Here is a 24,802-nt window from a genome sequence, read left to right as displayed (position 1 = left end):
GTTTTGAATCAACAAAACGGGATTTAAATATAAAATTAACAAAGAATTAGGCCAACATTGTAACCGGGCTTTCGATGTATTGTTTTAATGTTTGTAAGAACTGAGCTCCGGTAGCACCGTCAATTGTTCTGTGGTCACAAGCTAATGATAACATCATTGTGTTTCCAACTACAATCTGACCATTTTTAACTACTGGTTTCTCAACAATTGCACCTACAGAAAGAATTGCAGAGTTTGGCTGGTTGATAATTGAATTAAATTCAGTGATACCAAACATTCCAAGGTTAGATACTGTAAAAGTACTTCCTTCCATTTCCTGAGGCCCTAATTTTTTGTTTTTAGCTCTTCCGGCAAGATCTCTAACAGAAGCGCCAATTTGAGATAAACTCATAGCATCTGTAAATCGCAATACAGGAACAACTAAACCATCTTCAACAGCAACAGCAACGCCAATATTAACATGGTGATTGATGATGATCGCATCTTCTTTCCATTGAGAATTGATTTTTGGATGTTTTTTCAAAGCTAAAGCACAAGCTTTGATTACCATATCGTTAAAAGATACTTTTGTATCAGGAACTGTATTGATTGTTGCTCTTGCACCCATTGCTTCGTCCATACTTACCTCAATCACTAAATTGTAGTGAGGGGCAGTAAATAATGATTCTGCCAAACGTTTTGCGATAATTTTACGCATTTGAGAGTTTTTGATCTCTTCTGTGTAAACTTCTCCCGCAGGAACAAATACTTTTGGAGCAGCAGGAGCAGAAGCTTCTTGTTTTGCAGCTGGTGCAGAAGTAGCTTGTTTTTGTGCAGATGGAGTAAAGTTTTCGATGTCGCTTTTTACGATACGCCCATTTTCTCCGGAACCTTTAACTTGTGATAATTGAATTCCTTTGTCAGAAGCAATTTTCTTAGCCAATGGCGAAGCAATAACTCTTCCGTTTGAAGTTTCTGCAACAGCTTCCTTAGCTTTTTCAGCAACAGGAGCAGCTTTTGTTTCCTCTGTAGCAGGAGCATTTGCAGGTGCAGCACCTCCGGCAGTAAAACCTTCAGCAATTCCTGAAATGTCAGTTCCAGCTGGCCCAATGATAGCTAATAAGCTGTCAACAGGAGCTGTATTTCCTTCCTGAATTCCGATGTATAATAATGTTCCGGCATTGAAAGACTCAAACTCCATAGTAGCTTTGTCAGTTTCAATTTCTGCTAAAATATCACCTTCGGCAACAGCATCACCTACTTTTTTCAACCAGGTTGCAACTGTTCCTTCAGTCATAGTATCGCTTAAACGTGGCATAGTTACTACTACAACACCTTTTGGCAATTCAGCTGCGGCTTTTGCAGGTGCAGCTTCAGTTTTTGTTTCAGCAGCTGGTGCAGCGTCCACTTTTGGAGCTTCGGCAGCAGGAGCATCACCACCAGCTAAAAGAGCAGAAATATCTTCTCCTTCATTACCGATGATTGCTAATAATGAATCAACCGGAGCAGTTTCTCCAGCTTGTATTCCAATATGTAAAAGAGTTCCTTCGTTAAAAGATTCGAACTCCATTGTTGCTTTGTCTGTTTCAATTTCAGCAAGGATGTCTCCTTCGCTAACTTTGTCGCCTACTTTTTTTAACCAAGTCGCTACCGTTCCTTCCGTCATAGTATCGCTCAAACGAGGCATTGTTACTTTTATAGCCATAATATATGTTATAGTTTATGAGGTGTAAATGGATAGTCTTCTTGTGCGTATACTACATCGTATAATTGTTGCAATTCAGGATATGGAGATTCTTCAGCGAATTTCACACATTCTTCAACCAAATCTTTTACTCTTTGGTCAATTACTTCAATTTCTTCCTCGGTAGCATATTTTTGATCCATAATTACATCAAGAACCTGAGTAATTGGGTCAATTTTTCTATATTCTTCCACTTCTTCTTTAGATCGGTATAATTGTGCGTCAGACATTGAGTGTCCTCTGTAACGGTACGTTTTCATTTCAAGGAAAGTTGGTCCGTCTCCACGACGTGCTCTTTCGATTGCTTCTGTCATTGCTTCAGCAACTTTCACAGGATTCATTCCGTCAACTGGTCCGCAAGGCATTTCGTATCCTAAACCAAGTTTCCAGATATCAGTGTGGTTTGCAGTTCTTTCGACAGAAGTTCCCATTGCATAACCATTGTTTTCAACGATAAATACAACTGGTAATTTCCATAACATAGCCATGTTGAAAGCTTCGTGTAATGAACCTTGTCTTGCAGCTCCGTCACCAAAGTAAGTCATGGTTACACCGCCTGTTTCAAAATATTTATCAGCAAAAGCTAAACCAGCTCCTACAGGAATTTGTCCACCTACGATTCCGTGACCTCCGTAAAAACGGTGTTCTTTTGAGAAAATGTGCATAGAACCTCCCATACCTTTAGAAGTTCCGGTTGCTTTTCCTAAAAGTTCAGCCATAACTCGCCTTGGATCAACTCCCATGCCTATTGGCTGAACGTGATTTCTGTATGCAGTAATCATTTTGTCTTTAGTCAAATCCATAGCATGTAAAGCTCCCGCCAATACTGCTTCCTGACCATTGTAGAGGTGAAGAAATCCTCTGACTTTTTGTTGGATGTATAATGCTGCAAGTTTGTCTTCAAACTTTCTCCAAAGTAGCATGTCTTCATACCACTTTAAGTAAACCTCTTTTGTAACTTCTTTCATCTGAATTCTTTCTTTTGCTAAAGTTGTTTTTTGTGTTATCAATTGTTAACCTATAACGCAAAAATAGTTTCCTCCCACAAATTTGCGCCCGAATGGTCGGGATGCAAAAATAAGACATTAGATTTAAGAACTAAAATTTAAAAGGTACTTTTTGGCTTTTTTTGTTTTTTTTATAAAAACTTTTTGTCAAACATGAAAGGAAGGAGATTTTTGAGGGATGCTGACTGATAAATTGTACCTATTTCTCCCATAAAATAGATTTCTATAGGGGTATCCTGTTTGATTTCATATTCTGCGATTGATTGTCTGCATGAGCCGCATGGGGGTATAGGAGCTTGTGTTTGGTTTGTATCTGAAGCTGCCGTAATGGCCATTTTTAAAATTTTAGCTTCCGGATAAACGCTTCCCGCATGAAAAATAGCGACACGTTCTGCACATAAACCTGATGGATAGGCTGCATTTTCCTGATTTGATCCTAAAACAATTTCGCCATTATCCAATAATAATGCAGCGCCAACTCTAAATTTGGAGTAAGGTGCATACGCTTTTTTGCGAATGGCTACAGCCTGATTCATTAAATTTTGAATATCATTTGGTAATTCTTCTAAGGTGTCAAAAACTAAAAATGATGATGTTATGCTGATTTCTTTCATTTTTTTTTAAGGGAAAAAAAATCCAAACTTCTATTTCTAGGAATTTGGATCTGTTATTTTTTATTTTCTTATTTAATTAATACTCTTCGTATTTTTCACCAAAATTAAAGGTTAATGAGAAGCGAAGTGTGTTTTCTAACGGATTTTTAACTTTCGAAGCAGAGAATAAGTACGAAACATCCACTTTTACGACATTGTATTTGAATCCGGCGCCTAATGAGAAAAATTGTACAGCACCTTTTTCAGGACTTTGGTGATAATATCCGGCACGCATCGAAAAGGAATCCTGATAAGTATATTCTCCGGCTAAACTATAGGTGATTTCTTTTACTTCTTCACTGAAACCGTCTGGGGCATCGCTAAAAGATTTGAAAATTCCCGGCACCCAACCAATAGAATTATATTTATTATTGGCTTCCTGCACACCATCACTTGCTCCTTCTCCCGGATCTAATGTGTCACCATCACCATTTAGGTCGGTGGCTGGAGTAGGAACGGGTATTTGAGAAGTAGGAACCAATAATTTTGTAAATTCAACACTTACGGCTACTTTGTTGTAATCATCTAATATAAAATCAAAACCACCACCTAATCTTAAATTTGCTGGTAAAAAGTTAGATCCTGCTCCGTTGGTTTCTTCGCTCAAATCATAATTAATTTTTGGTCCAAGATTCTGAAAATTAAAACCGGCTCTCCATCTTCCGTTAAAATCTCTATAGGCAAATTCTTCTGATTGGTAAAATCCGGCAACATCAAAGGCAAATGATTTTGCTGCAGACAAGCTTTGTCCTCCAGTTGTAATTCCTAAATTTGAATTAATAAATCTGGCGCCAACTGCCATCGAGAACATTTCACTTAATTTTAAGGAATAGGAGCCGTCAATGGCAAATTCTGCAGGTTTAACAACGTTGCCGGGGTCATTTTGGGTTTCTCTTAATTCGATATCGCCAATACTGAAATAGCGAATGCTTCCGGCAAAAGCACTTCGTTCGTTGATTTTGTTGTAGTAAGTTACCTGACTTAATGAAATGTCATTTACCAAATCAGTTAAATAAGGAGTGTAACTCACAGAGAATCCTTGTTTGTCAATCGAAAAAGCATATTTTGCAGGATTCCATTGTTGAGAGAATACATCTGCAGATGTTGCAACTCCCTGGTCTCCAAGACCGGCAGCTCTTGCGTCTGCTGCAACTTGTAAAAAAGGAACTCCTGTTGTAATTGTTCTGGTTTGTGCGTTGGCAAACGATATAATAATAAAATAAAATAATAATAAAGGGGATATTTTTTTCATTTATATTAAGTAAGGTGTTAGTTTATGTTGTTGGTTGTGCAAATATATATTATAGAATAACAAGTTTTTCATACTTTTCTGCTTTTTTATTTGTTAAACTGGATTTAACTGTGAGCTTATAAATATAAACTCCTTTTCCAATTTTATCTCCAAAATCGTCTTTTCCGTCCCAGGTAATTTCTCTAGATAAAAAACCTTCAGTAGTTATAATTTGATTTTTTGTCCAGACTATTTTTCCTGTTATAGTCATTACCTGTACCTGAACATCTAAAGGCTCATAAGGTTTATTATGAGAAAACCAAAATTGAGTATAGGTAGAAAAAGGATTTGGATAATTAAGAACGTGAGTCAATGTAAGTGATTCGTCACCAACGACTATAAATTGTATTTCACTTGTTACCGGATTGTTGTAAACATCCCATGCGGTAAAACTGATAGTGTGTATTCCAGTACTTAAATTACGTAATGGGAAACGTAAGTTTCCATTAGTGTAATCATCTAATTTTGTTTGATAATAATCATTCAAAATATAAGGATTACTAACATCTCCATCTAAAATAGCAATAATATCATGCCCAATTCCACTTGCTGTATTGATTCCATTTTCGTCTTCAAGAAGCGCTAAAAGGAAAGGGGAGTTATTTGTAATTCCTCCAGACACAAAAGTTTCATCGTTCATATATAACTGAACTTTTGGACTAATATTGTCCTGAGGAGCATTTTCGTTAATTCCTCCAATTTTTATAATGTCATTATAGCCTGATTGGTTTTCTAAAACATCGCTTTTTTTTGAATAAAAGCTAATTCTGCCATTATTAACAGGGATTCGTATGTCTCTTGGAACTACAAAACTAAATTCAAACTGCCCATTTATAACAGAAGCATTTCCTCTAAAAATAGTTTCGCCCTGGGTTTTAAACTGTATCGGAGGGCTAGAGCCATTATTGTTTAATGTGGTGTTTGTGATTAATTTGTCAAAAATAGCAGTCGAAAGTTCTCCATTATAGTTGCTTAGAATATTGTTATTTTCATCAGTAATTTCACCTGATATTTTAATTTTTGCTAAAGATTTAAAATCTTCAATAGCTCCGGAAACGGCTATGTCATTTACTTTTGTTAAGTTAATTTTGGGTTTAGGAATGGCTAGCATTATTGCAGGATCTCCTAAGTACAAAACAACATTACTCGAAGTACTTGGGGTTTCATTTTTCGAAACTCGAAGTGCATCGGCGATAGATGTGTATTGATTAGCTCCGTAAGACAAGAGGTTTTTTGCTAAGATGTCGTTAAAATTTTCGGCATTGTATTGTAAGATTGAGCGGATAGTTGTTACTAATGCAATTGCGCCACCTTTTGGATTCCAAAAAGTATACTCTCCAGCTGTTGGATGTGTTGGGTCATCAAAGCGTGAGAACTCACAGGTAATAGTTATAAATAAAGGATATTTGTATTGATTGCTTAAATTTTGACTATCTGATTTTTCCCAAATTCTTTCACTAGATAGCCCGTCTTCTCCACCATGACCTAAATAGTTAAAAATCAATGCGCCTTTTTCAAAAGCATTAAAAAAATCTGATCTTGCTTTTGGATACCTTGAACCTCCTGCGGATGCTTCTTCTGTATAGGAGTCCAGAAAAATTTTGTCAATATTGAAAAAAGGTTTCTCGACAGCAATTTTATCTGCTAAAGTGTTTTGACGTGATTGTAATGTAGCATCCGAAGCTTTGTCAGAATCATCACTAATTAAAACAAAATTATTTCGCCAGTTGCCATATGACTTGGCATTGTGGTATTCTAAAACTTTATTAACCATTTCCTCAGCCTGGGTGTTGTTGGAGACAAGCATTCTTCCTACTGCAATATCAATTCCAAATGCGTAGCTGGTTATATTTCCTTCGCTGTCATCCATTAGTCCATAAAAATCATCAGATGCAAATGAACGTTCTGCAACAGTCTCGCTGTTTAGTGCATGATAGATAGGTACAATGTTGTTGTTGTTAGAAATGCGGTTTTTGTAATCGAATGAGGCATCGCCAAATAGATTTATATATCGTACTCTTTTGTCTGTAGATGAAGCGTTTCTGTAAACATATCTTATGCAGTTTCTTATTGCTGCAACGTCTTGTTTCCCTGAAGAAAATTCCTGATAGATATTTTCAAGTGTAACAGTTTTTACATTTAATTTTGAATAAGTTCTATGAAAATTAGCTAATTTTTCAGCTTGTGAAAGCAGCGATTTTGGTGTGATGATTAAATAATCAACATCTTGAAAGTTGTTTTGAGAATTTTTTAAAAGTGTTCCTTTTAAGTTTTGATTTGCAATTTTTGATTGTCCTTCTCTTGAAGGAGTATAATAATCTGCCGGATCAATTGCTATATATTTTCGAATTTCGCCTAAAGAAGCTTTGAAGCTTAAATTGTTCAAATTACTGTTTTCAATTTTTGATACATTATATAGGTCTGTAATATCCCAAATTTGTGAAATGCTTGAAGTGTTTGAAACATTATAATTTACAATGCCGGTTGTTGAGCCTGCCAGATCATATTGAAATTGGAACTGCTTGCCGTAACCTGTTAATTTCCTTTTTGCTGTTAAATTAATATAATCAAGGTATCCTTTAGAGCCCGGTACTCCATTATTATTATAGGTGAGTTTTATTTTTACATTTTCAGATCCGGTAAAGCTTGTGTTTCCGGGTAGATTTCCAGGGTCAAATTTCGATTCAGAGCCGGAGTTAAGTGAACTAAAGGATATGTTTCCAATGCTTTGACCGTTTGCAGAAATATCAAAAGAAGTATTTGTAAATGCGGCAGAAGCTGTCAAAACCTCTATTTTCACAGGGGTCGAAGTTTCAATATTTGGAAAATTAAATTCAAACTCCTGTTCCTGATTAATTTCGAAAGATTCGCCAAACCATTGTCGTCCAGTGTTTACAATGTTGATTTTGTCGATTTCGTGAAATTGATGGTCGTCGAAAGTGTTTAATTCTAAAGTACTGTTTCCGGTAGGAAGGATCATATTTGAAATTCTTTTCCCGTCACCTCCCTGTGTGGTAATATAATAATAAGATTTAGTGTCGTATAAGTTAATATTGGTTTGGCTTTCAGTATTCCAGTTGTTAACTCCTTCAGCATAAAAAAGAATGTAATCTTCGTTATTAAAACTGCCGTCGTTTTCGCCTATAACCTGAATTGAATTTTCGATTAAATCTTCAGGATAATAAGTGTTATTAGATAAAGGAAGCATTCTTCCTCCATTTCCATAAATTTTAATTTTTTTAGGATCACTTTTGCCTGCATCAAAACCAAGGCTTTGTAAAAAAGATTTTGAAATTTTATAGACACCTGATTTTTCAATATAAAAACGATACCAGTCGCCAGAGGATAAAACCGAATTTGAAATACTATTTGATTTTAAAGTTGAAGCAGAGTTGTTACTTTTTGAAGAATTGCCGGTTATTATTGAATAAGAGAAAGATTTGATTCTTTTAAAACCATTTCCTTCAGATATAATCGGGGATAAAGATATGAAACCTTGTTTTTCATCCCGGGAAGTAGCAATTAGAAGAGTCTCGTTTGGTTGCTTGGGGATGTTTATTAATGATAAATCGCCTAAATCTGTAACTGAAACAGATTCGTAAACAATGTTGGTGATTTGAACGTCATTGCTGCTTGAATAATCCGAATAATTAGGCTTAAACAATAATGATATGTTTTTTTTAGTAAGGTCGTATCGAAAATTATTACCCGTAAAGTAAGGTATTGTTGTTTTGAAATCCCCAAAACTCATTTCTTTTTTATTTTGCCAATCTATTGTGAGGCTACCGTTTTTCTGGGAAAACACAAAAAAAGGAGCTAAAAAAAGATATAAAAGTAGGGTTTGTTTCATAGCTAAAGAAAACGAAATTAATTTTTAAATATTTTAGTAAGTAAAAATATAGTATTTAATGTTATAGTAATAATAAAAAGTATATTTTTGCGTTTCGAAACTATAGGTTATTTTCTGGTAAAAAACAGCTAAATAAAATTATTAGAACACATGTTGCTAATTAAATGTTAATTATTATATTGCAGCACCTAAATTTATCACCTAAGAATGAGTATGAAAGTAAACAAAATTGTAGCCTTGCAAGTAATGATGTCAATAGTATTGATGTTGGGCACGGCTAGTTGTAGCAAAAAATCAAGTTCAAGCCGAGCTTCAAGAGCAACAGGTTGGGACGTTGACAGTCAAAATGGAACGGCTGCTAGAAATGCAGGAAAAAAACAACAGGCTGGACCTGGTTTAGTTTTCGTTGAAGGAGGTACATTTACTATGGGTAAAGTACAGGATGATGTTATGCATGATTGGAATAACACCCCAACTCAACAACACGTTCAGTCATTTTACATGGATGAAACAGAAGTAACCAATGGTATGTATTTGGAATACCTTGAGTGGCTGAAAAAAGTTTTTCCACCAACAGAAGAAACCTATAAAAATATTTATGCAGGTGCATCACCAGATACTTTGGTATGGAGAAATCGTTTAGGATACAACGAGACGATGACAAATAATTATCTAAGACATCCTGCATATGCTAACTATCCGGTAGTTGGTGTTAATTGGATTCAGGCAGTTGAATTTAGTAAATGGAGAACTGACCGTGTTAACGAAGCTGTTTTAGAAAAAGAAAGATATATTAAAAGAGGTGCCAAAACACAAGATGTTAGTGCTGAAAGTTTGTTTAATACAGAAGCTTATCTTGCATCTCCATCTACTTCTTATGGAGGAAATGAAGAAATAGTTCTAAAGAAAAGCCCTAATGGAAGAAGACCTAAAAAAGGTAAAGATGGTACTGTAGAAGAACAAAAAAATGTTTATGCACAACGTTCTTCAGGTGTTATTTTGCCAGAATACAGACTTCCTACAGAAGCTGAATGGGAATATGCAGCAGCTGCAGATGTTGGACAAAGAGAATATAATATTTACAAAGGACAAAAGAAATACCCTTGGTCTGGAGATTATACTCGTTCAGCAAAACGTAAAAACAGAGGAGATCAATTGGCCAACTTTAAACAAGGAAATGGTGACTACGGTGGAATCGCCGGATGGTCAGATGATGGTGCAGATATTACAAATAATGTAAAAAGTTATCCTGCAAATGATTTCGGTTTATATGATATGGCTGGTAACGTAGCAGAATGGGTTGCCGATGTTTACAGACCAATAATCGATAACGAAGCAAATGATTTTAACTACTATAGAGGAAATCAATATGCTAAAAATAAAATTGGTAAAGATGGTAAGTTAGAAATTATCACAAAAGATAATATCAAATACCAAACTTTAAGCAATGGTAAAGTAGTTGCTACAAATTTACCTGGAGAAATAGCTCGTGTTCCTGTTGATGAAAATGAGACTTATTTGAGACAAAATTTCAGCAAAAGTGATAACATCAATTATAGAGATGGTGATAAACAATCTTCAAGATATTATGACTTTGGTGATTCTGAATCAGGTGACAGTACTAAAGTAGCTATGTACAATTCTCCAATACACAATGTTACTACAGATAGTTTAGGTAATATGGTGAGAAAATATGACAATTCAAGTAAAAGAACAACTTTGATAAACGATAACGCAAGAGTTTATAAAGGAGGTTCTTGGAGAGACAGAGCTTACTGGTTAGATCCTGCCCAAAGAAGATACTTCCCTCAGGATATGGCAACTGACTACATCGGATTCAGATGTGCAATGTCTAGAGTAGGTGCTAAAACTGAAAGAAGAAAATCACCAAGGAATTAAATTTTAGAAATTCCAAAATAAAAAAATTCCAAATTCCAAAGCTGCGTTCAGTAAGGAATTTGGAATTTTTTTATTGTTTTTTTCTATTTTTATAATCTAAATAATTGCTTATAAAATGAATATTAAAGAAATTCATAACTTATTTTTAAAATGTAAATCTCTTTCAATTGATACTCGTAAAATTGAAAAAGATTCTATTTTTTTTGCTATCAAAGGAGAAAATTTTGATGCTAATACTTTTGCTAAGGAAGCACTTGAACGTGAGGCTTTGTATGTAATAATTGATAATCCGTCATATATAATTGACGAGAGGACAATTCTGGTAGAAAATAGTTTAGAAACTTTACAGGAGTTAGCAAAATTTCATAGACAATATTTAAAAATTCCTATTGTTGCATTGACAGGAAGTAATGGTAAAACAACGACAAAAGAACTTATAAATGTTGTTTTGGCGCAAAAATATAAGACAAAAGCAACAGTCGGAAACTTAAATAATCATATTGGAGTTCCGTTGACCTTATTATCTTTTACAAGTGAAACTGAGATTGGAATTGTAGAGATGGGAGCTAATCATAAAAAAGAAATTGAGTTTTTATGTTCAATAGCCCAGCCTGATTATGGTTATATTACAAATTTTGGAAAGGCTCACTTAGAAGGTTTTGGAGGTGTTGAAGGTGTGATTGAAGGAAAAAGTGAGATGTATAAATATTTATTTGAAAACGACAAATTGGCTTTTGTTAATTTGGATGATCCTATTCAGGTTGAAAAATCAAAAAAAATCAAATTATTCACATTTGGTCTGCAGAATAATCTTGCTGATATTAGCGTTCAGGAGATTCAGGCAAATCCGTTTGTTGAGATTAATTATGATGATTTTTTTGTAAAATCTAATTTGATTGGACTTTATAACGCCAATAATATTAATGCGGCAGTTGCTATCGGAAATCATTTTAAAGTTGACGACAGAGATATTAAAACTGCAATTGAAAATTATACTCCAACCAATAATCGATCCCAGTTATTAAAAAAAGAATCATTTGAAATTATTCTGGATGCCTATAATGCTAACCCGAGTAGTATGGCTGTGGCGATAACTAATTTTTTACAATTAGATAATCAAAATAAAGTGATGATTTTAGGCGACATGTTTGAGCTTGGAAGTGAAAGTCAGCACGAGCATAAAGTTATTGTTGATTCTTTGGAAGGTCAGGATAAATCTGTTTGTTATTTGATTGGAAAATCATTTTATGAAAATCGTATTTCTAAAGAAAATCTTTATTTTTTTGAAACTTTTGAAGATTTTTCCGAATACTTAAGAGATAATAAATTTAAAGTAAAAAGTACCATATTGATTAAAGGATCACGTGGTATGGCGTTAGAAAGAACTTTGGATTTTCTTTAATATAGGGATTAAATTAAGACCTTAAATTAGATTTAAAATTTAAGGTCTGATCGAAAATTAAAAAATTAGTTTTGTTTGTATGAGAATGTTACGAGCAAAAAAGAAGTAAATAAAAAGATTTCTTTGTCATTAAGTTTTACTTTTTAATGCATTAATACTAAAATTCAAATTTAAGCTACCCAACAATTGTTCGAAAAGTTAGATTTACCCTTGGTTTTGAAGTAGTTTTTGTTGGAGGAAGACGGTGTAGCCAATGTGTTTGAGTTTCATCTTTCATAACCAATACACTACCATGTTCTAAAATTAAAGAAACCGTTTCTTTGGTTTCTTTATGTTTAAAAGCAAACTTACGTTCTGCTCCAAAGCTTACCGAGCCAATCGCACCGTTTTTCTTTAAATCTTTTTCAGCATCGCTGTGCCATGCCATTCCTTCTTCACCAGAATGATATAAATTCAAGAGGCAGGAATTGAAAGTTTCTCCAGTTTTTTCTTCAATGATTTTCTTTAATTCTAAAAGTTCAGCAGTCCAGGTCAAAGCTTTTTTTGTAGTATTAGAATACGTGTATTCAAATTCCTGATCGCCGTACCAGGCTACTTTTCTTTTAGTCAAAATTAATTTTCCGAAGATAATGGCTTCGTCATTTTTCCATTCAATGCTGTTCAGAAATGTATCACGATAAAAATCAGATTCGGATTTCGAAAACAATTTTCCATAATAATTCACCGTTCCATCTTTCGGAAGCAAATTCGTATTTTCATCTGTCTGGGGATTAAATAAGTCCATTTTCCAGTTTTGATAATTGGTTTTCATACAATGCCCGCATGGTCTGAAACCGTTTTCTTTAGCTTCATTTTCAGATAAAAAGAAAACACGATTCTCACGTTTCATTCTTTTTCCCGAAGAACATTTTAGAGTTCCGTAGATTTTTAATTTTCGGTTTCCACCAAAGCAAATTTCGCCTTTTTTAATTTTATTTCGAAGATCGATATCTGAAATTTTACAATGTCGTATCATTATAGTTTTATAGGTGTTTTTGTCGTAGAGATGTATTGAAGTGTATCTGTACAGGATATATCATAGATTTATGATTTAAGAAAGTGCATCATGAAATATAATGCCTAATGTATATCTTTGACCAGAATGAATCTCACTCACACCATGTTTCATGTTCACACGATAATATCCTTTTGTGCCTTTTACAGGTCTGAAATTAGTAGTAAAAATCAAAATATCTCCCTTTTTAGGTTTTAAAACAATGGCTTTTGATTGTGCTCTCGGTGTTTGCTGCGTCAAAACAAATTCACCACCGGTAAAATCTTCATCAGGTTCATTTAGAAAAAGTACAATTTGCATTGGAAAATAAACATCGCCATATAAATCCTGATGCAAAGTATTGAAACCACTTTTCCCATATTTTAGAATTAAAACGGTTGCTTTTAATTGATTATTGTCATGACATTGTTTTAATAGTTCCTGATGCGTAAGAGGGAAAACGGTATTAATATTCAAAACTTTCATCCAGGAATTAGCAATCGGAGCAAGTTTTGAATAAATCGAAGTTCGAATATTTTGAATCAAATCAGGTAGCGGATAATTGAAATATTTGTACTCTCCCAAACCAAATCGATAGCGTTTCATAACAACCGTTTTTCGATATAAATCTGGGTTTGAATAATTCATTTTTAAAGCTTGGGATTCTTTATTACTCAGAATGTTTGCAAGAATTGCAAAGCCATTTTTGTGCATAGATTCAGTGATGCTTTCCCAGTTTTGAGAAGCAATTTTTGATTGTATATTTGGCATAAAGAAGTTTTTTGGTATTTGAATTTCATTTTATTGTTAAGACACGCTACGGTGTGTCTACGTATAGATTGTCAACAGCAATGATTACGAAACATTCATTATACGCACTACAGTGTGTTTCTAAAATATATGTATATGAATTTATTAAGGGTTTATCTGTGCGCCTTCCCAGCCAATAATAGCTGTTTTTCTGGTATTTCCCCACATATAGCCCCCAAAGATTCCAGAAGATTGAATCACACGATGGCATGGAATTAAAAAGGCTACAGGATTGCTGCCAATTGCAGTTCCGACAGCACGTGAAGCATTTGGTTTTTCGATTTGCTGGGCAATAGAAATATAAGTAGAAAGCTGTCCCATTGGGATTTTTAGCAGCGTTTCCCAAACTTTTAACTGGAAATCAGTTCCTTTTAAATGCAGTTTGATTTCAGATAACTGGCTCCAGTCGTTTTGAAAAATGAACAACGCATTTTGCTGAATTAGATCTAGTTTTCTATTAAATACAGCATTTGGGAATTTGTGATTTAAATTTTCAAAACCTAATGCTTCACTCTCGGCAAAAGCCATAAAGCAAATACCTTTTTCTGTAGAAGCTACAATAATATTGCCAAACGGACTTTCGGCAAAACTATAATTAATGTTTAGATTTTTTCCGCCATTTTTGTATTCTGCCGGTGTCATTCCTTCAATATTTATAAATAAATCATGTAAACGGCTTGTTCCGGATAGTCCGGTTTCAAAAGCGGTTTCAGAAATGGTTGCCTGATTTTTTTTTAATAACTTTTTGGCGTGTTCGAGACTTGTATACTGCAAAAATTTCTTCGGACTTGTGCCTGCCCATTCGCTAAAAAGTCTCTGAAAGTGAAATGGGCTCAAATTTATTTTCTGAGCAACATCATCAAGATTTGGCTGATCTTTAAAGTTTGTTTTGATATAATCTATAGCTTCGGCAATACGATTATAATTGATGTTTTCCTGTGTGTTCATCTTCTTCAGTTTAGAATACAAATATCGATTGGTTTTACAAGGAATAAAATCCGAAACTTGCTCTGTTTTTAATGAAGTGTTCTAAAGTGTGTATGCAAAGTACGTTGTTTTTTGCCTGCAAAGTAGCAAAGGCTAAAGCTTTTTCGTCAATTTGATGAAGGGAGAGCCTTTGTAAGTAACCCTGCAAATATTAGTGAAAATTTAAGTTTTGCGTCTTTGTAGCTTGAGATGAATGCGCTTGAATATTAAAATTAAAGACTAAAAATCATTTAAGATTATCTTTCGCAGCAGAAACACTTGTTAATTTATATCCATTTTCAGTTCGGAGAAATTCAAAATGATCTTGTCCGTGATCGGTTTTGTTTTTTGGATTAATTACAATGCTTTTGACTGGATATTGCCATTCTTTCGATTCATTGCAATTGTTGAAATATAAAGCGTATTCACTTGATTCAAAAATAAACTGATTGAGTCCGTTGGAAGAGACAAAATAATCTGTCTTTGGATTTTTCAGTTCCTGAAGTTTTAACTTTAAATAAGTATAATTCTGATTTATAAATTTAATTTTTGATTCACTAATCCACCCGTTTGATTCTTTCCAATAGATGATTTTGTCAAAAGAATGTTTTTCTAAATTAGTTTTGGATAAATCTGAAAGTAAAGTGTTCTTGAGCCAATATGTAAATTCTTTTTCATAATTGTTGAAAGAATAATATTGGCCTTCGACACTCAAGAAATATTCTCTTGTTTCATCTTTGCCTTTTTCTTTTGATTTTTCTAAAGAATAGAAATTCAGTTCATCATTATAAGGAAAATTTTCAATCAGAATTTTATTGTTGGTATTAATTAGAAATTCTTTCCCTCCAGTCCAGAAAAAATGCTCACCATCGATTTCTTTTTTAGCATCTTTTAAGGCAATCAACATTCCGTTTTTAACTTTGGTTAAATTGCTATAATCAGCGGGAATTACAATTTTTCCATCACCGTTATACATTCCCATTTTGTCTGTTTTGGGATCTCTAAAACGAATAAAGCCTTCATTTTCGCAGTCTGGGCTATTGTCAAAAACATATAAACTGTCGAGGCCAACTATTTTTCCAGTTTTGGTTAAATAATAACTTTTCCAACTGTTATTATACTCCTCTGTTACTGCAATAATATTTTCAAATTTATGAGCTGTGGTCATTCCCATAAATTTTGGTTTAATTTTAATCGTGCCTTTTTGATCTTTAAAGCCAATATGGGTTGTGTCTTTGTCCCAAAATGCAGTCCAGATGTCCTTGTTTTGTGCAAATGATTTACAATTTATAAACAGGAAAATAATAAAGAAAATAATTTGTTTCATTTAAAAAAAGGATATACAGTAAATATAAGTTGAGCTTTTGAAAATAAAAATATTTGAACGCATAAAATCACTGTAGTAATTAACGACGTTTATTTTTATTAGGAGAAAATTTTACTCCAAAATCCAGAGAAATATTGTGGTCAAATTTAGAATGTTTGTAGGAATTAATATTTAAAAAATTTTGATTGTAGCCATGGATAGTTGCTTGAAATAGAAATATTTTCTGTTTTTTTAGATATCGTAACGCAGAATCCTAAAGATACGGTCATTAAAAGGAGTAATGCTTTTTTTATGTTCAAGTTTAGTATTCTGTTCTTATAAATTTAGCATCTTCCACAGCTTTTTCAAGCTCTTCTGCTCTTTTTGAACTTAACTCCAGTTCAATTTTTGCATTATTTAGTTTGTCTTGAGATTCATTTATTTCTTTTTTACATTTTTCAATGTTTTTTTGGCGATTGGAGTCATTACTATTCTGTGGTGTATTTTCCAGATGCTGTAAATTTTTGATTTTGATTTTTAAATCAGCTTCTATATCCCATACTTTATTGCCTAGTTTTTTTAATTTTCGTTCTTCTTTTGCTAATTTGGCTTCTGCGTTTTCAATGCTATTTCGGGAATAAGGTTTTACGATTTCTACTTTCTGCGGTTTTGGACGATCATACATCCACGGAAACATCTCATTTTGTGTTGGAGGTGTGTATTTTGGCGGATTGAAATTTTGTGCAGTTACAAAAAGTGGCAATAATATTATTAATGTAATTAGGTGTAATCTCATAATTTGGTTTTGTTTTCAAAAAGAAACTTATATTTTGAAATAGACCTACAAAAGTAAAAAACCCTCACATTTCTGCAAGGGTTTTGAGTTATTTTGAAAGCTGTCTAATCACTATTTACTAATGACTATTCACTAATCTAGTATCTGTAATACTCCGGCTTGAACGGGCCTTTAACATCAACACCAATGTAAGCAGCCTGATCGTCACGAAGAACCTCAAGTTCAACGCCTAATTTAGCTAAGTGTAAAGCAGCAACTTTTTCATCTAAATGTTTTGGTAACATATAAACGTCATTGTTGTAAGCAGCACTGTTGTTCCATAATTCGATTTGTGCCAAAGTTTGATTTGTAAATGAGTTACTCATTACAAAACTTGGGTGACCTGTAGCACAACCTAGGTTTACTAAACGACCTTCAGCCAAAATGATGATATCTTTTCCAGCGATAGTATATTTGTCAACCTGAGGTTTGATTTCGATTTTAGATGCACCGTGGTTTTTGTTTAACCATGCCATATCAATTTCGTTATCAAAGTGTCCGATGTTACAAACAACAGTTTTGTCTTTCATTTGCTCGAAGTGCTCTCCAAGAACGATATCTTTGTTTCCTGTAGTGGTAATGATGATATCAGCATTAGCAATTACAGTGTTTAATTTTTTAACTTCATAACCGTCCATTGCAGCTTGTAAAGCACAAATTGGGTCAATTTCAGTAACAGTTACAATAGATCCTGCACCTCTAAAAGAAGCAGCAGTTCCTTTTCCAACGTCACCGTATCCGCAAACGATAACTCTTTTTCCAGCTAACATCAAGTCAGTTGCACGACGAACCGCATCAACTGCCGATTCTTTACAACCGTATTTGTTATCAAATTTAGATTTAGTTACTGAGTCGTTAATGTTGATTGCAGGCATTGGCAGCGTTCCTGCTTTTACTCTTTCGTATAATCTGTGAACACCAGTTGTAGTTTCTTCAGACAATCCTTTGATTCCAGGAACCAATTCTGGGAAACGGTCAATAACCATATTCGTTAAATCTCCGCCATCATCCAAAATCATGTTCAATGGTTTTCTGTCTTCACCAAAGAATAAAGTCTGCTCAATACACCAGTCAAATGATTGCTCATCAAGACCTTTCCATGCATAAACCTGAATTCCCGCAGCAGCAATAGCAGCAGCAGCCTGATCCTGAGTAGAGAAAATGTTACAAGATGACCAGGTAACCTCTGCACCAAGAGCAATTAAAGTTTCGATCAAAACAGCAGTTTGAATCGTCATGTGTAAACATCCGGCGATACGAGCACCTTTAAGAGGTTGTTCGTCTTTGTATTCAGCACGAAGTGCCATTAAACCTGGCATTTCAGCCTCAGCCAGTTCGATTTCTTTTCTTCCCCAGGCAGCCAGAGAAATGTCTTTTACTTTGAAAGCCACATAAGGCGTAGTCGTTGTACTCATTTATAGTATATTTGTAATTGTAAAATTTTTGCAAATTTAAGGAATAGCTTTTTATTTTTACTACTTTCAGTAAGATTTGTGAAATGTTTAATTTGTTAATCTTTAGTGTATTAGTTGATTAATGTTTTTTAGAAGCTAATCCTGCTGTTCACTATATCTTTTATGGCGAACGCCGCCACAAAAGGATGCCGTTCCCATCAGGGCTAGAAAGAACAGGCAGTCAATAAGAAGTTTTGTTTCAAAGAAAATTATTTATAATTCATAATTTTAAAAAAGAATGCCTCTATTTCAGACCATACAATGCAATGAAAACACCCGAATTTTAATTTGGGAAATCACCGAATCTTTTGATGAACTAAAAAGCAAAGTAGTTTTAAAAGAGAAAACGCAGAGGAGACTGGATGGAATGAAATCTCAAATGCATCAACGCGCCTTCTTGAGCGTTCGTATGCTGATTCAGGAAATGGGTTTTAGAGATAAAGATTTGCATTATGACGAATTCGGAAAACCGTATTTCGATTGTCATAATTATATTTCTATAACACATTCCTATCATTTTGCGGCAATAATTATTAGTCACGAAACGGTTGGAATTGATATGGAGTTACAGCGGGAAAAAATTCAGAGAATTGCAGATAAATTTACCGATTATGAATGGGATTATTTAGATGTCTTGTCTACAGAAGAGTATATAAAAAAACTTACTGTAATCTGGGGAGCCAAAGAAGCAATCTTTAAAATCAGAAATGAAAAAGGAATCAGTTTTAAAGATCATATTTTGGTTGATGATTTTTCTTTAGAGGAATCTCACACTCAGGCAAGTCTTCATTTTGATAATTTGATAAAAGATTTTAACGTTCATTATCAGGAAATAGAATCTGATAATTTTGAGGGTAAGTTTACTTTGGTTTATGCTTTTGAAAAGTGAAAATTCAATATAAAAATCACAAATTCCAATCTTAGCATATTTAAGAATAACCACAATTCTGTCATTTCGACGTAAGGAGAAATCACATGCGGGATTCGACAAAGATTGGAGTCATGCTTTGTGGAGCTTCTAGTGTGATTTCTCCTTACGTCGAAATGACATACTTTGTCTTGAGTTATTTAAGCTTAATTTCCTTTTTTTCGATTTTCAAACATACTCATATACAAAAAAGTGCTCATTTTTCTGGCGCGTCTTTTGAGAGTATCAGCATTTTCGCCTTCAAAATATTCATCAATGGTCTGAAACCAGTGATTTAGCCAGATCCCAAATTCATTAGAGGTAATTCTGCCATCAAAATGAGCATCAACTTCATTATGGACAGCCAGCGGATTCCCATTATATTTTTTTACTCCAAATAAATTCATCTCCCAGAAATCAGTCAGCTTTTCGAGATGTGCGTCCCAGTCTTTTATTATATCATTAAAATAAAAGCCGATTGCTGAATCGGCTCTTATTTTAGAATAGAACTGATGCACTAAAAGAGTAATGTCATTTCTATCTTCTATTTGTTTTTTCACAGAAAAAGGGTGTTTATTAAAATAAATAATACACTTAAAATTGAACTCAGAATTAAAAGATTAAAAACAACTTTGTGTTTCATTTGAGCCAAAATTGAAGTATTTACAAAGATACAAGCTAAAACAACTATAGCCAATTGAATCATTTGCGGAATTGAAGTTCCGTTAGCCAAAACATACATAGCTGCAGCACCTCCTAAACAGCTTTGTCCAATTACTGCCATTGCAGCAGAACCCATATAGTTTTTATTGAAAATGTCGAATGTTGTTTGATATAGTGTCATGATATTGAGTTTTTTATATCAACAAAGGTACATGCACAATACCGCTGCATTTTATGACTTAAATCATAAAACGAAAACTTTTTTATCGGTATACTTTTCTGTTTATAATTTTCAATTCGCCTTTTTTCTCCAGTGCTTTTATGGTTCTGATGATGGTTTCGACACGTAAACCTGTTAGATCTCCAATTTGCTGTCTGGTGAAATTGATGAGATAGCCATTTTTATCTTTTTGAAAATTGAAATAAGCGATACCATGATCGATTAATTTCAAAACTCTGTGCTCTGGTTCCTGGGTAGAGATTTCAGCAGCCATAACCGATTTATAATACAGTCGCTGTGCCAGATTTTCGATTATTTTAATGCTGATTTTTGAGTTTTCTTCCAGAAGTTTCCAGAAGTTTGACTTTGAAAGAAGAAAAATTTCGCTGTTTTCAACTGCAATAGCATTGGCAGGGTATTTTTGATTCAGGAACAACGGAGGTTCTCCAAAAGATTGTTCTTTATAAAATATTCCCTGAATGAACTCTCGTCCATCATCATTATAATTACTCATTTTTATTTCGCCTGAAATAATTTGATAATAATAAGCAGGTAGATTTCCTTCGTCAAAAATGACTTCGTTTTTATTGAAGAATTTCTTCAGAGCACCATATTTTTCTAATAATTCAGCTGTAATCATAATTGTTTCATTTGTTGAACTAACGCCATTACACAAATATAATTCATTCAAATAGTTCTTCTGCATTAAAAAACTTTTACTTTTACGGCTGTTATGCAGCAAAAATTACTCAACATACACAAACAAATTTTGAAGGCTAAAAAAGAGGGGCAGAAATTACTGGCTATTCTTTTAGATCCTGATAAAATTGTATGGAAAAATTTAAATCATTTATTAGATAAAATAAACCAGTCTCCCGCAACCCATATTTTTGTAGGAGGCAGCATTGTTCAGGCTACAATTTTAGAAGATTTAATTAGACAGTTAAAACAAAAAACAAACTTGCCCGTTATTATATTTCCGGGAGATCCTTCGCAGATTTCACCTCAGGCTGATGCTATTTTGTTTCTGTCATTATTGTCTGGCAGAAATCCTGATTATTTAATAGAATATCAGGTTCAGGCAGCACCTATTCTCAAAAAAACCAATCTTGAAGTAATTTCAACAGGTTATATTTTAATTGAGAGCGGGAATGAAACAGCAGTAGCACGTGTTAGTAAAACAAAACCCCTTAATCGAAAAGATTTTGATTTAGTTTTGGCAACAGCCCAGGCCGGAGAAATGTTAGGGAATAAATTAATCTATTTAGAAGCCGGAAGCGGAGCAAAGAATGCAGTGCCCTTGGAAATGATTCAGCTAATTGCCCAAAATATCCAAATACCTATAATTGTTGGTGGAGGAATCGTAAATTTAGAAGGAATTCAAAATGCTTATAATGCGGGTGCAGATTTAGTCGTAATTGGAACTGCTTTCGAAAACAATAGCCATTTTTTTGAACTATAAACAACCAGATACTAATCAAGATGATTGATTTTTTTTTAGACAGTTATAAAAATGCACCGCTATGGCATATCGCTTTAGAGTTTTTGGTGTTTGTCTGCGGAATATTGAGTGTTTGGTTTGCAAAAAAAGAGAATATCTGGGTATATCCAACTGGCTTAATAGCGACTGTAATTTCGGTTTATCTGTTGTATGTTGCCGGTTATATTGGGGATATGATTATCAACGGATATTTTTCTATTATGAGTATTTATGGATGGTATGTTTGGGCAAAGGGAGGAACTGTTGAAGATAATTTACCCATTACAAGAACAAATGATAATGAAAAAATCATAGGAATTTTATTGTTTTTTGTAACCATTTTTGTAGTTTTCGGTATTTATAAATATTTTGATTATGAGATTAAAAATGACAACTATGTCGATATGATTTCGTCAGGAATATTTTTTGCCGGAATGTGGTATATGGCCAAGAAAAAAATCGAAAACTGGACACTTTGGATTATTGGTGATATTATTGTTGTGCCACTTTATGCCTACAGAGGATTAGGAATGTTGTCACTTCAGTATTTAATTTTTACAATTTTAGCTATTTCAGCTTATTTAGAATGGAGAAAAATCTTAGACAGCAAAAAACAAATATTATAAAAATTGCCTTATTTGGACCTGAAAGCACAGGGAAAACCACATTGGCAAAACAGCTCGCGGATTATTATGAAACGGAGTGGGTTCCTGAGTTCGCACGTGATTATTTGCAGATAAAATGGGGAGAAAATAAGCAGATTTGTACTGAAGGAGATATGATGCCAATTGCGTATGGACAAGTAGCATTAGAAAATGAAAAACTGGAAACTGCTCAAAAATATCTGTTTTGCGATACTAATTTAATGGTGACCAAAGTCTTTTCTGAGGTCTATTATGGTGCCTGTAATCCACTTTTAAATGAAGCTGCCTTAGCACATGAGTACGATTTATTTTTTCTGACAGATATTGATGTTCCCTGGGAAAAAGACGATATTCGCGACAATCCAAATAAAAGAGAAACTGTTTTTTCTGTCTTTAAGCAAACTTTAATTGATAATAAAAAGCCATTTATTACTATTTCCGGTGATAGAGAAAGTCGTTTAGTAAAAGCGACTGCGATTATCGATAATCTGACAATTGCTAAAAAAAGAGGGTTTTCATCTGCTGATTTTGTGGAAATTTATAATCATGGAATACCTTTCGAAAAAATACTAAAACAACTTAATATTTTTAAAAAAGGGATTTCTAAAAGCAATTTAATAAGTCCAGCAACATTGGATAACGGAATTTTAAGTTTGTCAACTGCTGATTTTGAAGAAAAAGCAAGTTTTTTTGATATTCATAAGGAGAATTTTAAAATATGTAAATTTATTCCCGCTTCAGGTGCAGCAACCCGGATGTTTAAATTTTTAATTGCTTTTTTGAATACTTATGATATCGAAAAAGAAACAATTAACTCTTATATTAATAGAAAAAAAGATAAAGATTTGTCTATTTTTATTGTTGCAATGGATAAGTTTCCTTTTTTTGATGCCGTTTATAAACAACTAAAAGTAATTTATCCCAATTTTGATACTTTAGACAGGGATTATAAAAATTATTATTTCATAAAAATATTATTATCTCCTGATTATTTTGATTTTGCAAATAAACCAAAAGCGGTGTTGCCTTTCCATAAATATAAAACGCATATTGCAAATCCAATAGAAGAACATTTAAACGAATGTGTGCATTATGCTGCGACAAATAATACTTCTAATTTACATTTTACAGTTTCAGAAGCACATCAGGAACTATTTGAAAAAGCTATTGCAGAAGTAAAAGAAAAAATCGAGTCAGAATCAGGTACTCAAATCAATATTAGTTTCTCTTACCAAAACAAACGTACAGACTCTATTGCGGTTGATGTAAAGGATAATGTTTTCAGAAGTCAAACAGGATCATTCATTTTTAGGCCTGGAGGACACGGAGCATTGATTGAAAATCTTAATAAAATTGATGCGGATATTATTTTCATAAAAAACATAGACAATGTTATCCAGAATAATATTGATAAAACGACACTCTGTAAAAAAGGGCTGGCAGGAGTTTTAATAGCAACACAACAAAAAGTTTTTGGCTATTTGAATGCTATAGAAAAGGAGCAGATTAAAGAAGAGGATATTGACAAGATAGTTGAGTTTTTAATGCAAAATCTCAGCATCGAAATGACTAACGATTTTAATAAGTTTACTTATGAAAATAAAATAAGTAAAATAAAAGAACTTCTCGACAGACCAATTCGGGTTTGTGGAATGGTTAAAAATGAAGGTGAAGCAGGTGGAGGGCCTTTTTGGATCAGAAATGACAAAGGAGATGTTTCACTGCAAATTGTAGAAAGTTCACAAGTTGATTTAACCAACAAAAAACAAAAATCAATTTTAGAGGATGCAACCCATTTTAACCCGGTGGATTTAGTTTGCGGGACTAAAAATTACAAAGGAGAGCAGTTTAATCTGGCAGATTTTGTAGATCATAATACAGGATTCATTGTAGAAAAAAGCGCCGAAGGTAAAATAGTTAAAAATTATGAGTTACCGGGATTATGGAACGGTGGAATGTCAAACTGGCTAACTATTTTTGTTGCGGTTCCGTTGATTACTTTTAATCCGGTTAAAACGGTAAATGATTTATTAAAGCCAGCACATCAACCACAATAATGGATTTAGAAAAAATCATATCAGAATTAAGCTTTAAAGCCATAAGAAGCAGTGGGGCAGGTGGCCAAAACGTAAATAAAGTTTCCTCAAAAATTGTACTGACTTTTAATTTGAATGATTCTCAGGCTTTATCCGATGATGAAAAAATACTTTTAAAAGAGAATATATCGACAAGATTAACTTCTGAAAATATTCTAATCTTAAATTGTGATGAAGACCGAAGCCAGTTTAAAAATAAAGAGATTGTTACGAAACGATTTGTAGAAATCATCAAAAAGGGATTATTTGTTCCTAAGGTTCGAAAGGAAACTAAAATTCCTAAATCGGTGATTAAAAAGAGAATTAAGGACAAGAAAAATATTTCTGAAATAAAACAATCACGAAAGAAACCAAAATTGGATTAAATTCCAAAAACATTCTTTCTCGGTCGTTTTGGAATTTGGAATTTCTTTTTTGGAGTTTTAAATATTTTAATATTACATTTGCACCGTCTCAAAGGGGTGCTCTAAATAACGAGCTGAGATCATACCCAAAGAACCTGAGCAAGTAATGTTGCTAAGGGAAAAAACGACAATTTTAGTTTGCATTATATTTTGTCGGGA

At 33.5% G+C, this 24,802-nt stretch carries 21 protein-coding genes and 1 pseudogene; 7 read left to right on the top strand and 15 right to left on the bottom strand.

All coding sequences use genetic code 11. The annotated features are described in order from the left end of the window. Positions 1–46: 46 nt before the first annotated feature. The 5 genes from FLACHUCJ7_RS07180 to porU form a co-directional block, all read right to left on the bottom strand. Positions 47–1,684 carry a pyruvate dehydrogenase complex dihydrolipoamide acetyltransferase gene (locus FLACHUCJ7_RS07180; protein WP_078227198.1) on the bottom strand — a complete coding sequence of 546 codons (1,638 nt, stop codon included), beginning with the start codon at positions 1,682–1,684 and terminating at the stop codon, positions 47–49. Between the two features lie 8 nt (positions 1,685–1,692). Then, the gene (gene pdhA / locus FLACHUCJ7_RS07175) at positions 1,693–2,691 is read right to left on the bottom strand and encodes a pyruvate dehydrogenase (acetyl-transferring) E1 component subunit alpha (RefSeq protein ID WP_078227962.1); all 999 of its coding nucleotides are present in this window, start codon (positions 2,689–2,691) and stop codon (positions 1,693–1,695) included. Between the two features lie 170 nt (positions 2,692–2,861). Beyond that, a complete protein-coding gene (gene cdd, locus FLACHUCJ7_RS07170) occupies positions 2,862–3,344 on the bottom strand; it encodes a cytidine deaminase (protein ID WP_078227199.1) in 483 nt (160 codons plus the stop codon). A 76-nt stretch (positions 3,345–3,420) separates the two neighbouring features. Continuing rightward, positions 3,421–4,635, bottom strand: a complete 1,215-nt coding sequence (gene porV, locus FLACHUCJ7_RS07165; RefSeq protein ID WP_180908417.1) for a type IX secretion system outer membrane channel protein PorV — start codon at positions 4,633–4,635, stop codon at positions 3,421–3,423. A gap of 49 nt (positions 4,636–4,684) precedes the next feature. Next, positions 4,685–8,524: a type IX secretion system sortase PorU gene (porU, locus tag FLACHUCJ7_RS07160; protein WP_180908416.1), complete on the bottom strand. Its 3,840-nt coding sequence runs from the start codon at positions 8,522–8,524 to the stop codon at positions 4,685–4,687. Positions 8,525–8,737: 213 nt separating this feature from the next. On the opposite strand from porU, the gene gldJ reads away from it, so the two are divergent. Both gldJ and FLACHUCJ7_RS07150 read left to right on the top strand, forming a co-directional pair. After that, positions 8,738–10,423 (top strand): gliding motility lipoprotein GldJ, encoded by a 1,686-nt coding sequence (gene gldJ, locus FLACHUCJ7_RS07155; RefSeq protein ID WP_031454364.1) that lies wholly within the window; start codon positions 8,738–8,740, stop codon positions 10,421–10,423. 115 nt (positions 10,424–10,538) lie between these two features. Further along, positions 10,539–11,825 carry a UDP-N-acetylmuramoyl-tripeptide--D-alanyl-D-alanine ligase gene (locus tag FLACHUCJ7_RS07150; RefSeq protein WP_180908415.1) on the top strand — a complete coding sequence of 429 codons (1,287 nt, stop codon included), beginning with the start codon at positions 10,539–10,541 and terminating at the stop codon, positions 11,823–11,825. A gap of 175 nt (positions 11,826–12,000) precedes the next feature. Here the strand turns inward: FLACHUCJ7_RS07150 and FLACHUCJ7_RS07145 are convergent, their stop codons facing one another. The 7 genes and pseudogenes from FLACHUCJ7_RS07145 to ahcY form a co-directional block, all read right to left on the bottom strand. Further along, entirely contained in the window at positions 12,001–12,609 is a 609-nt protein-coding gene (locus FLACHUCJ7_RS07145) for an alpha-ketoglutarate-dependent dioxygenase AlkB family protein (protein WP_219634070.1), read from the bottom strand. A 39-nt stretch (positions 12,610–12,648) separates the two neighbouring features. Continuing rightward, positions 12,649–12,840, bottom strand: a pseudogene (locus FLACHUCJ7_RS25530) (Ada metal-binding domain-containing protein); the annotation flags it as partial. Between the two features lie 75 nt (positions 12,841–12,915). Further along, positions 12,916–13,629 (bottom strand): 2OG-Fe(II) oxygenase, encoded by a 714-nt coding sequence (locus tag FLACHUCJ7_RS07135; RefSeq protein ID WP_078227203.1) that lies wholly within the window; start codon positions 13,627–13,629, stop codon positions 12,916–12,918. Positions 13,630–13,773: 144 nt separating this feature from the next. Further along, positions 13,774–14,616, bottom strand: a complete 843-nt coding sequence (locus FLACHUCJ7_RS07130; protein ID WP_180908413.1) for a bifunctional helix-turn-helix domain-containing protein/methylated-DNA--[protein]-cysteine S-methyltransferase — start codon at positions 14,614–14,616, stop codon at positions 13,774–13,776. A gap of 265 nt (positions 14,617–14,881) precedes the next feature. Next, positions 14,882–15,961: a WG repeat-containing protein gene (locus tag FLACHUCJ7_RS07125; protein ID WP_180908412.1), complete on the bottom strand. Its 1,080-nt coding sequence runs from the start codon at positions 15,959–15,961 to the stop codon at positions 14,882–14,884. 301 nt (positions 15,962–16,262) lie between these two features. Next, the gene (locus FLACHUCJ7_RS07120; protein WP_078227206.1) at positions 16,263–16,736 is read right to left on the bottom strand and encodes a hypothetical protein; all 474 of its coding nucleotides are present in this window, start codon (positions 16,734–16,736) and stop codon (positions 16,263–16,265) included. Positions 16,737–16,873: 137 nt separating this feature from the next. Next, positions 16,874–18,190 (bottom strand): adenosylhomocysteinase, encoded by a 1,317-nt coding sequence (gene ahcY / locus FLACHUCJ7_RS07115; RefSeq protein ID WP_078227207.1) that lies wholly within the window; start codon positions 18,188–18,190, stop codon positions 16,874–16,876. A 277-nt stretch (positions 18,191–18,467) separates the two neighbouring features. On the opposite strand from ahcY, the gene FLACHUCJ7_RS07110 reads away from it, so the two are divergent. Further along, complete coding sequence (locus FLACHUCJ7_RS07110; protein ID WP_180908411.1) at positions 18,468–19,118, top strand: 4'-phosphopantetheinyl transferase family protein; 651 nt, start codon at positions 18,468–18,470, stop codon at positions 19,116–19,118. A gap of 185 nt (positions 19,119–19,303) precedes the next feature. Here the strand turns inward: FLACHUCJ7_RS07110 and FLACHUCJ7_RS07105 are convergent, their stop codons facing one another. From FLACHUCJ7_RS07105 to FLACHUCJ7_RS07095, 3 genes are all read right to left on the bottom strand, one after another. Continuing rightward, the gene (locus tag FLACHUCJ7_RS07105; protein ID WP_180908410.1) at positions 19,304–19,696 is read right to left on the bottom strand and encodes a group III truncated hemoglobin; all 393 of its coding nucleotides are present in this window, start codon (positions 19,694–19,696) and stop codon (positions 19,304–19,306) included. Next, positions 19,693–19,980, bottom strand: a complete 288-nt coding sequence (locus FLACHUCJ7_RS07100) for a hypothetical protein (protein ID WP_078227210.1) — start codon at positions 19,978–19,980, stop codon at positions 19,693–19,695. Before FLACHUCJ7_RS07100 ends, FLACHUCJ7_RS07105 begins: the two co-directional genes overlap by 4 nt. Positions 19,981–20,062: 82 nt before the next feature. Then, positions 20,063–20,659, bottom strand: coding sequence for a Crp/Fnr family transcriptional regulator (locus tag FLACHUCJ7_RS07095; RefSeq protein ID WP_078227963.1), 597 nt, complete (start codon positions 20,657–20,659; stop codon positions 20,063–20,065). Positions 20,660–20,752: 93 nt separating this feature from the next. Here FLACHUCJ7_RS07095 and FLACHUCJ7_RS07090 point away from each other — a divergent pair, with 93 nt between their 5' ends. Genes FLACHUCJ7_RS07090 through arfB form a run of 4 tightly spaced genes read left to right on the top strand, consistent with a single transcriptional unit; the run spans position 20,753 to position 24,604 of the window. Further along, the gene (locus tag FLACHUCJ7_RS07090) at positions 20,753–21,481 is read left to right on the top strand and encodes a geranylgeranylglyceryl/heptaprenylglyceryl phosphate synthase (protein ID WP_180908409.1); all 729 of its coding nucleotides are present in this window, start codon (positions 20,753–20,755) and stop codon (positions 21,479–21,481) included. Positions 21,482–21,501: 20 nt separating this feature from the next. Further along, entirely contained in the window at positions 21,502–22,125 is a 624-nt protein-coding gene (gene pnuC, locus FLACHUCJ7_RS07085) for a nicotinamide riboside transporter PnuC (RefSeq protein WP_180908408.1), read from the top strand. Continuing rightward, a complete protein-coding gene (locus FLACHUCJ7_RS07080) occupies positions 22,086–24,200 on the top strand; it encodes a DUF4301 family protein (protein WP_180908407.1) in 2,115 nt (704 codons plus the stop codon). The genes pnuC and FLACHUCJ7_RS07080 overlap by 40 nt, the downstream gene beginning before the upstream one ends. Beyond that, positions 24,200–24,604: an alternative ribosome rescue aminoacyl-tRNA hydrolase ArfB gene (arfB, locus tag FLACHUCJ7_RS07075; RefSeq protein ID WP_078227214.1), complete on the top strand. Its 405-nt coding sequence runs from the start codon at positions 24,200–24,202 to the stop codon at positions 24,602–24,604. Before FLACHUCJ7_RS07080 ends, arfB begins: the two co-directional genes overlap by 1 nt. Positions 24,605–24,802: the final 198 nt, after the last annotated feature.

Origin of the sequence: Flavobacterium salmonis (genome assembly GCF_903819435.1) — a bacterium.
Lineage (GTDB): Bacteria > Bacteroidota > Bacteroidia > Flavobacteriales > Flavobacteriaceae > Flavobacterium > Flavobacterium chungangense.
This window is presented reverse-complemented; position numbering and strand designations above follow the sequence as displayed.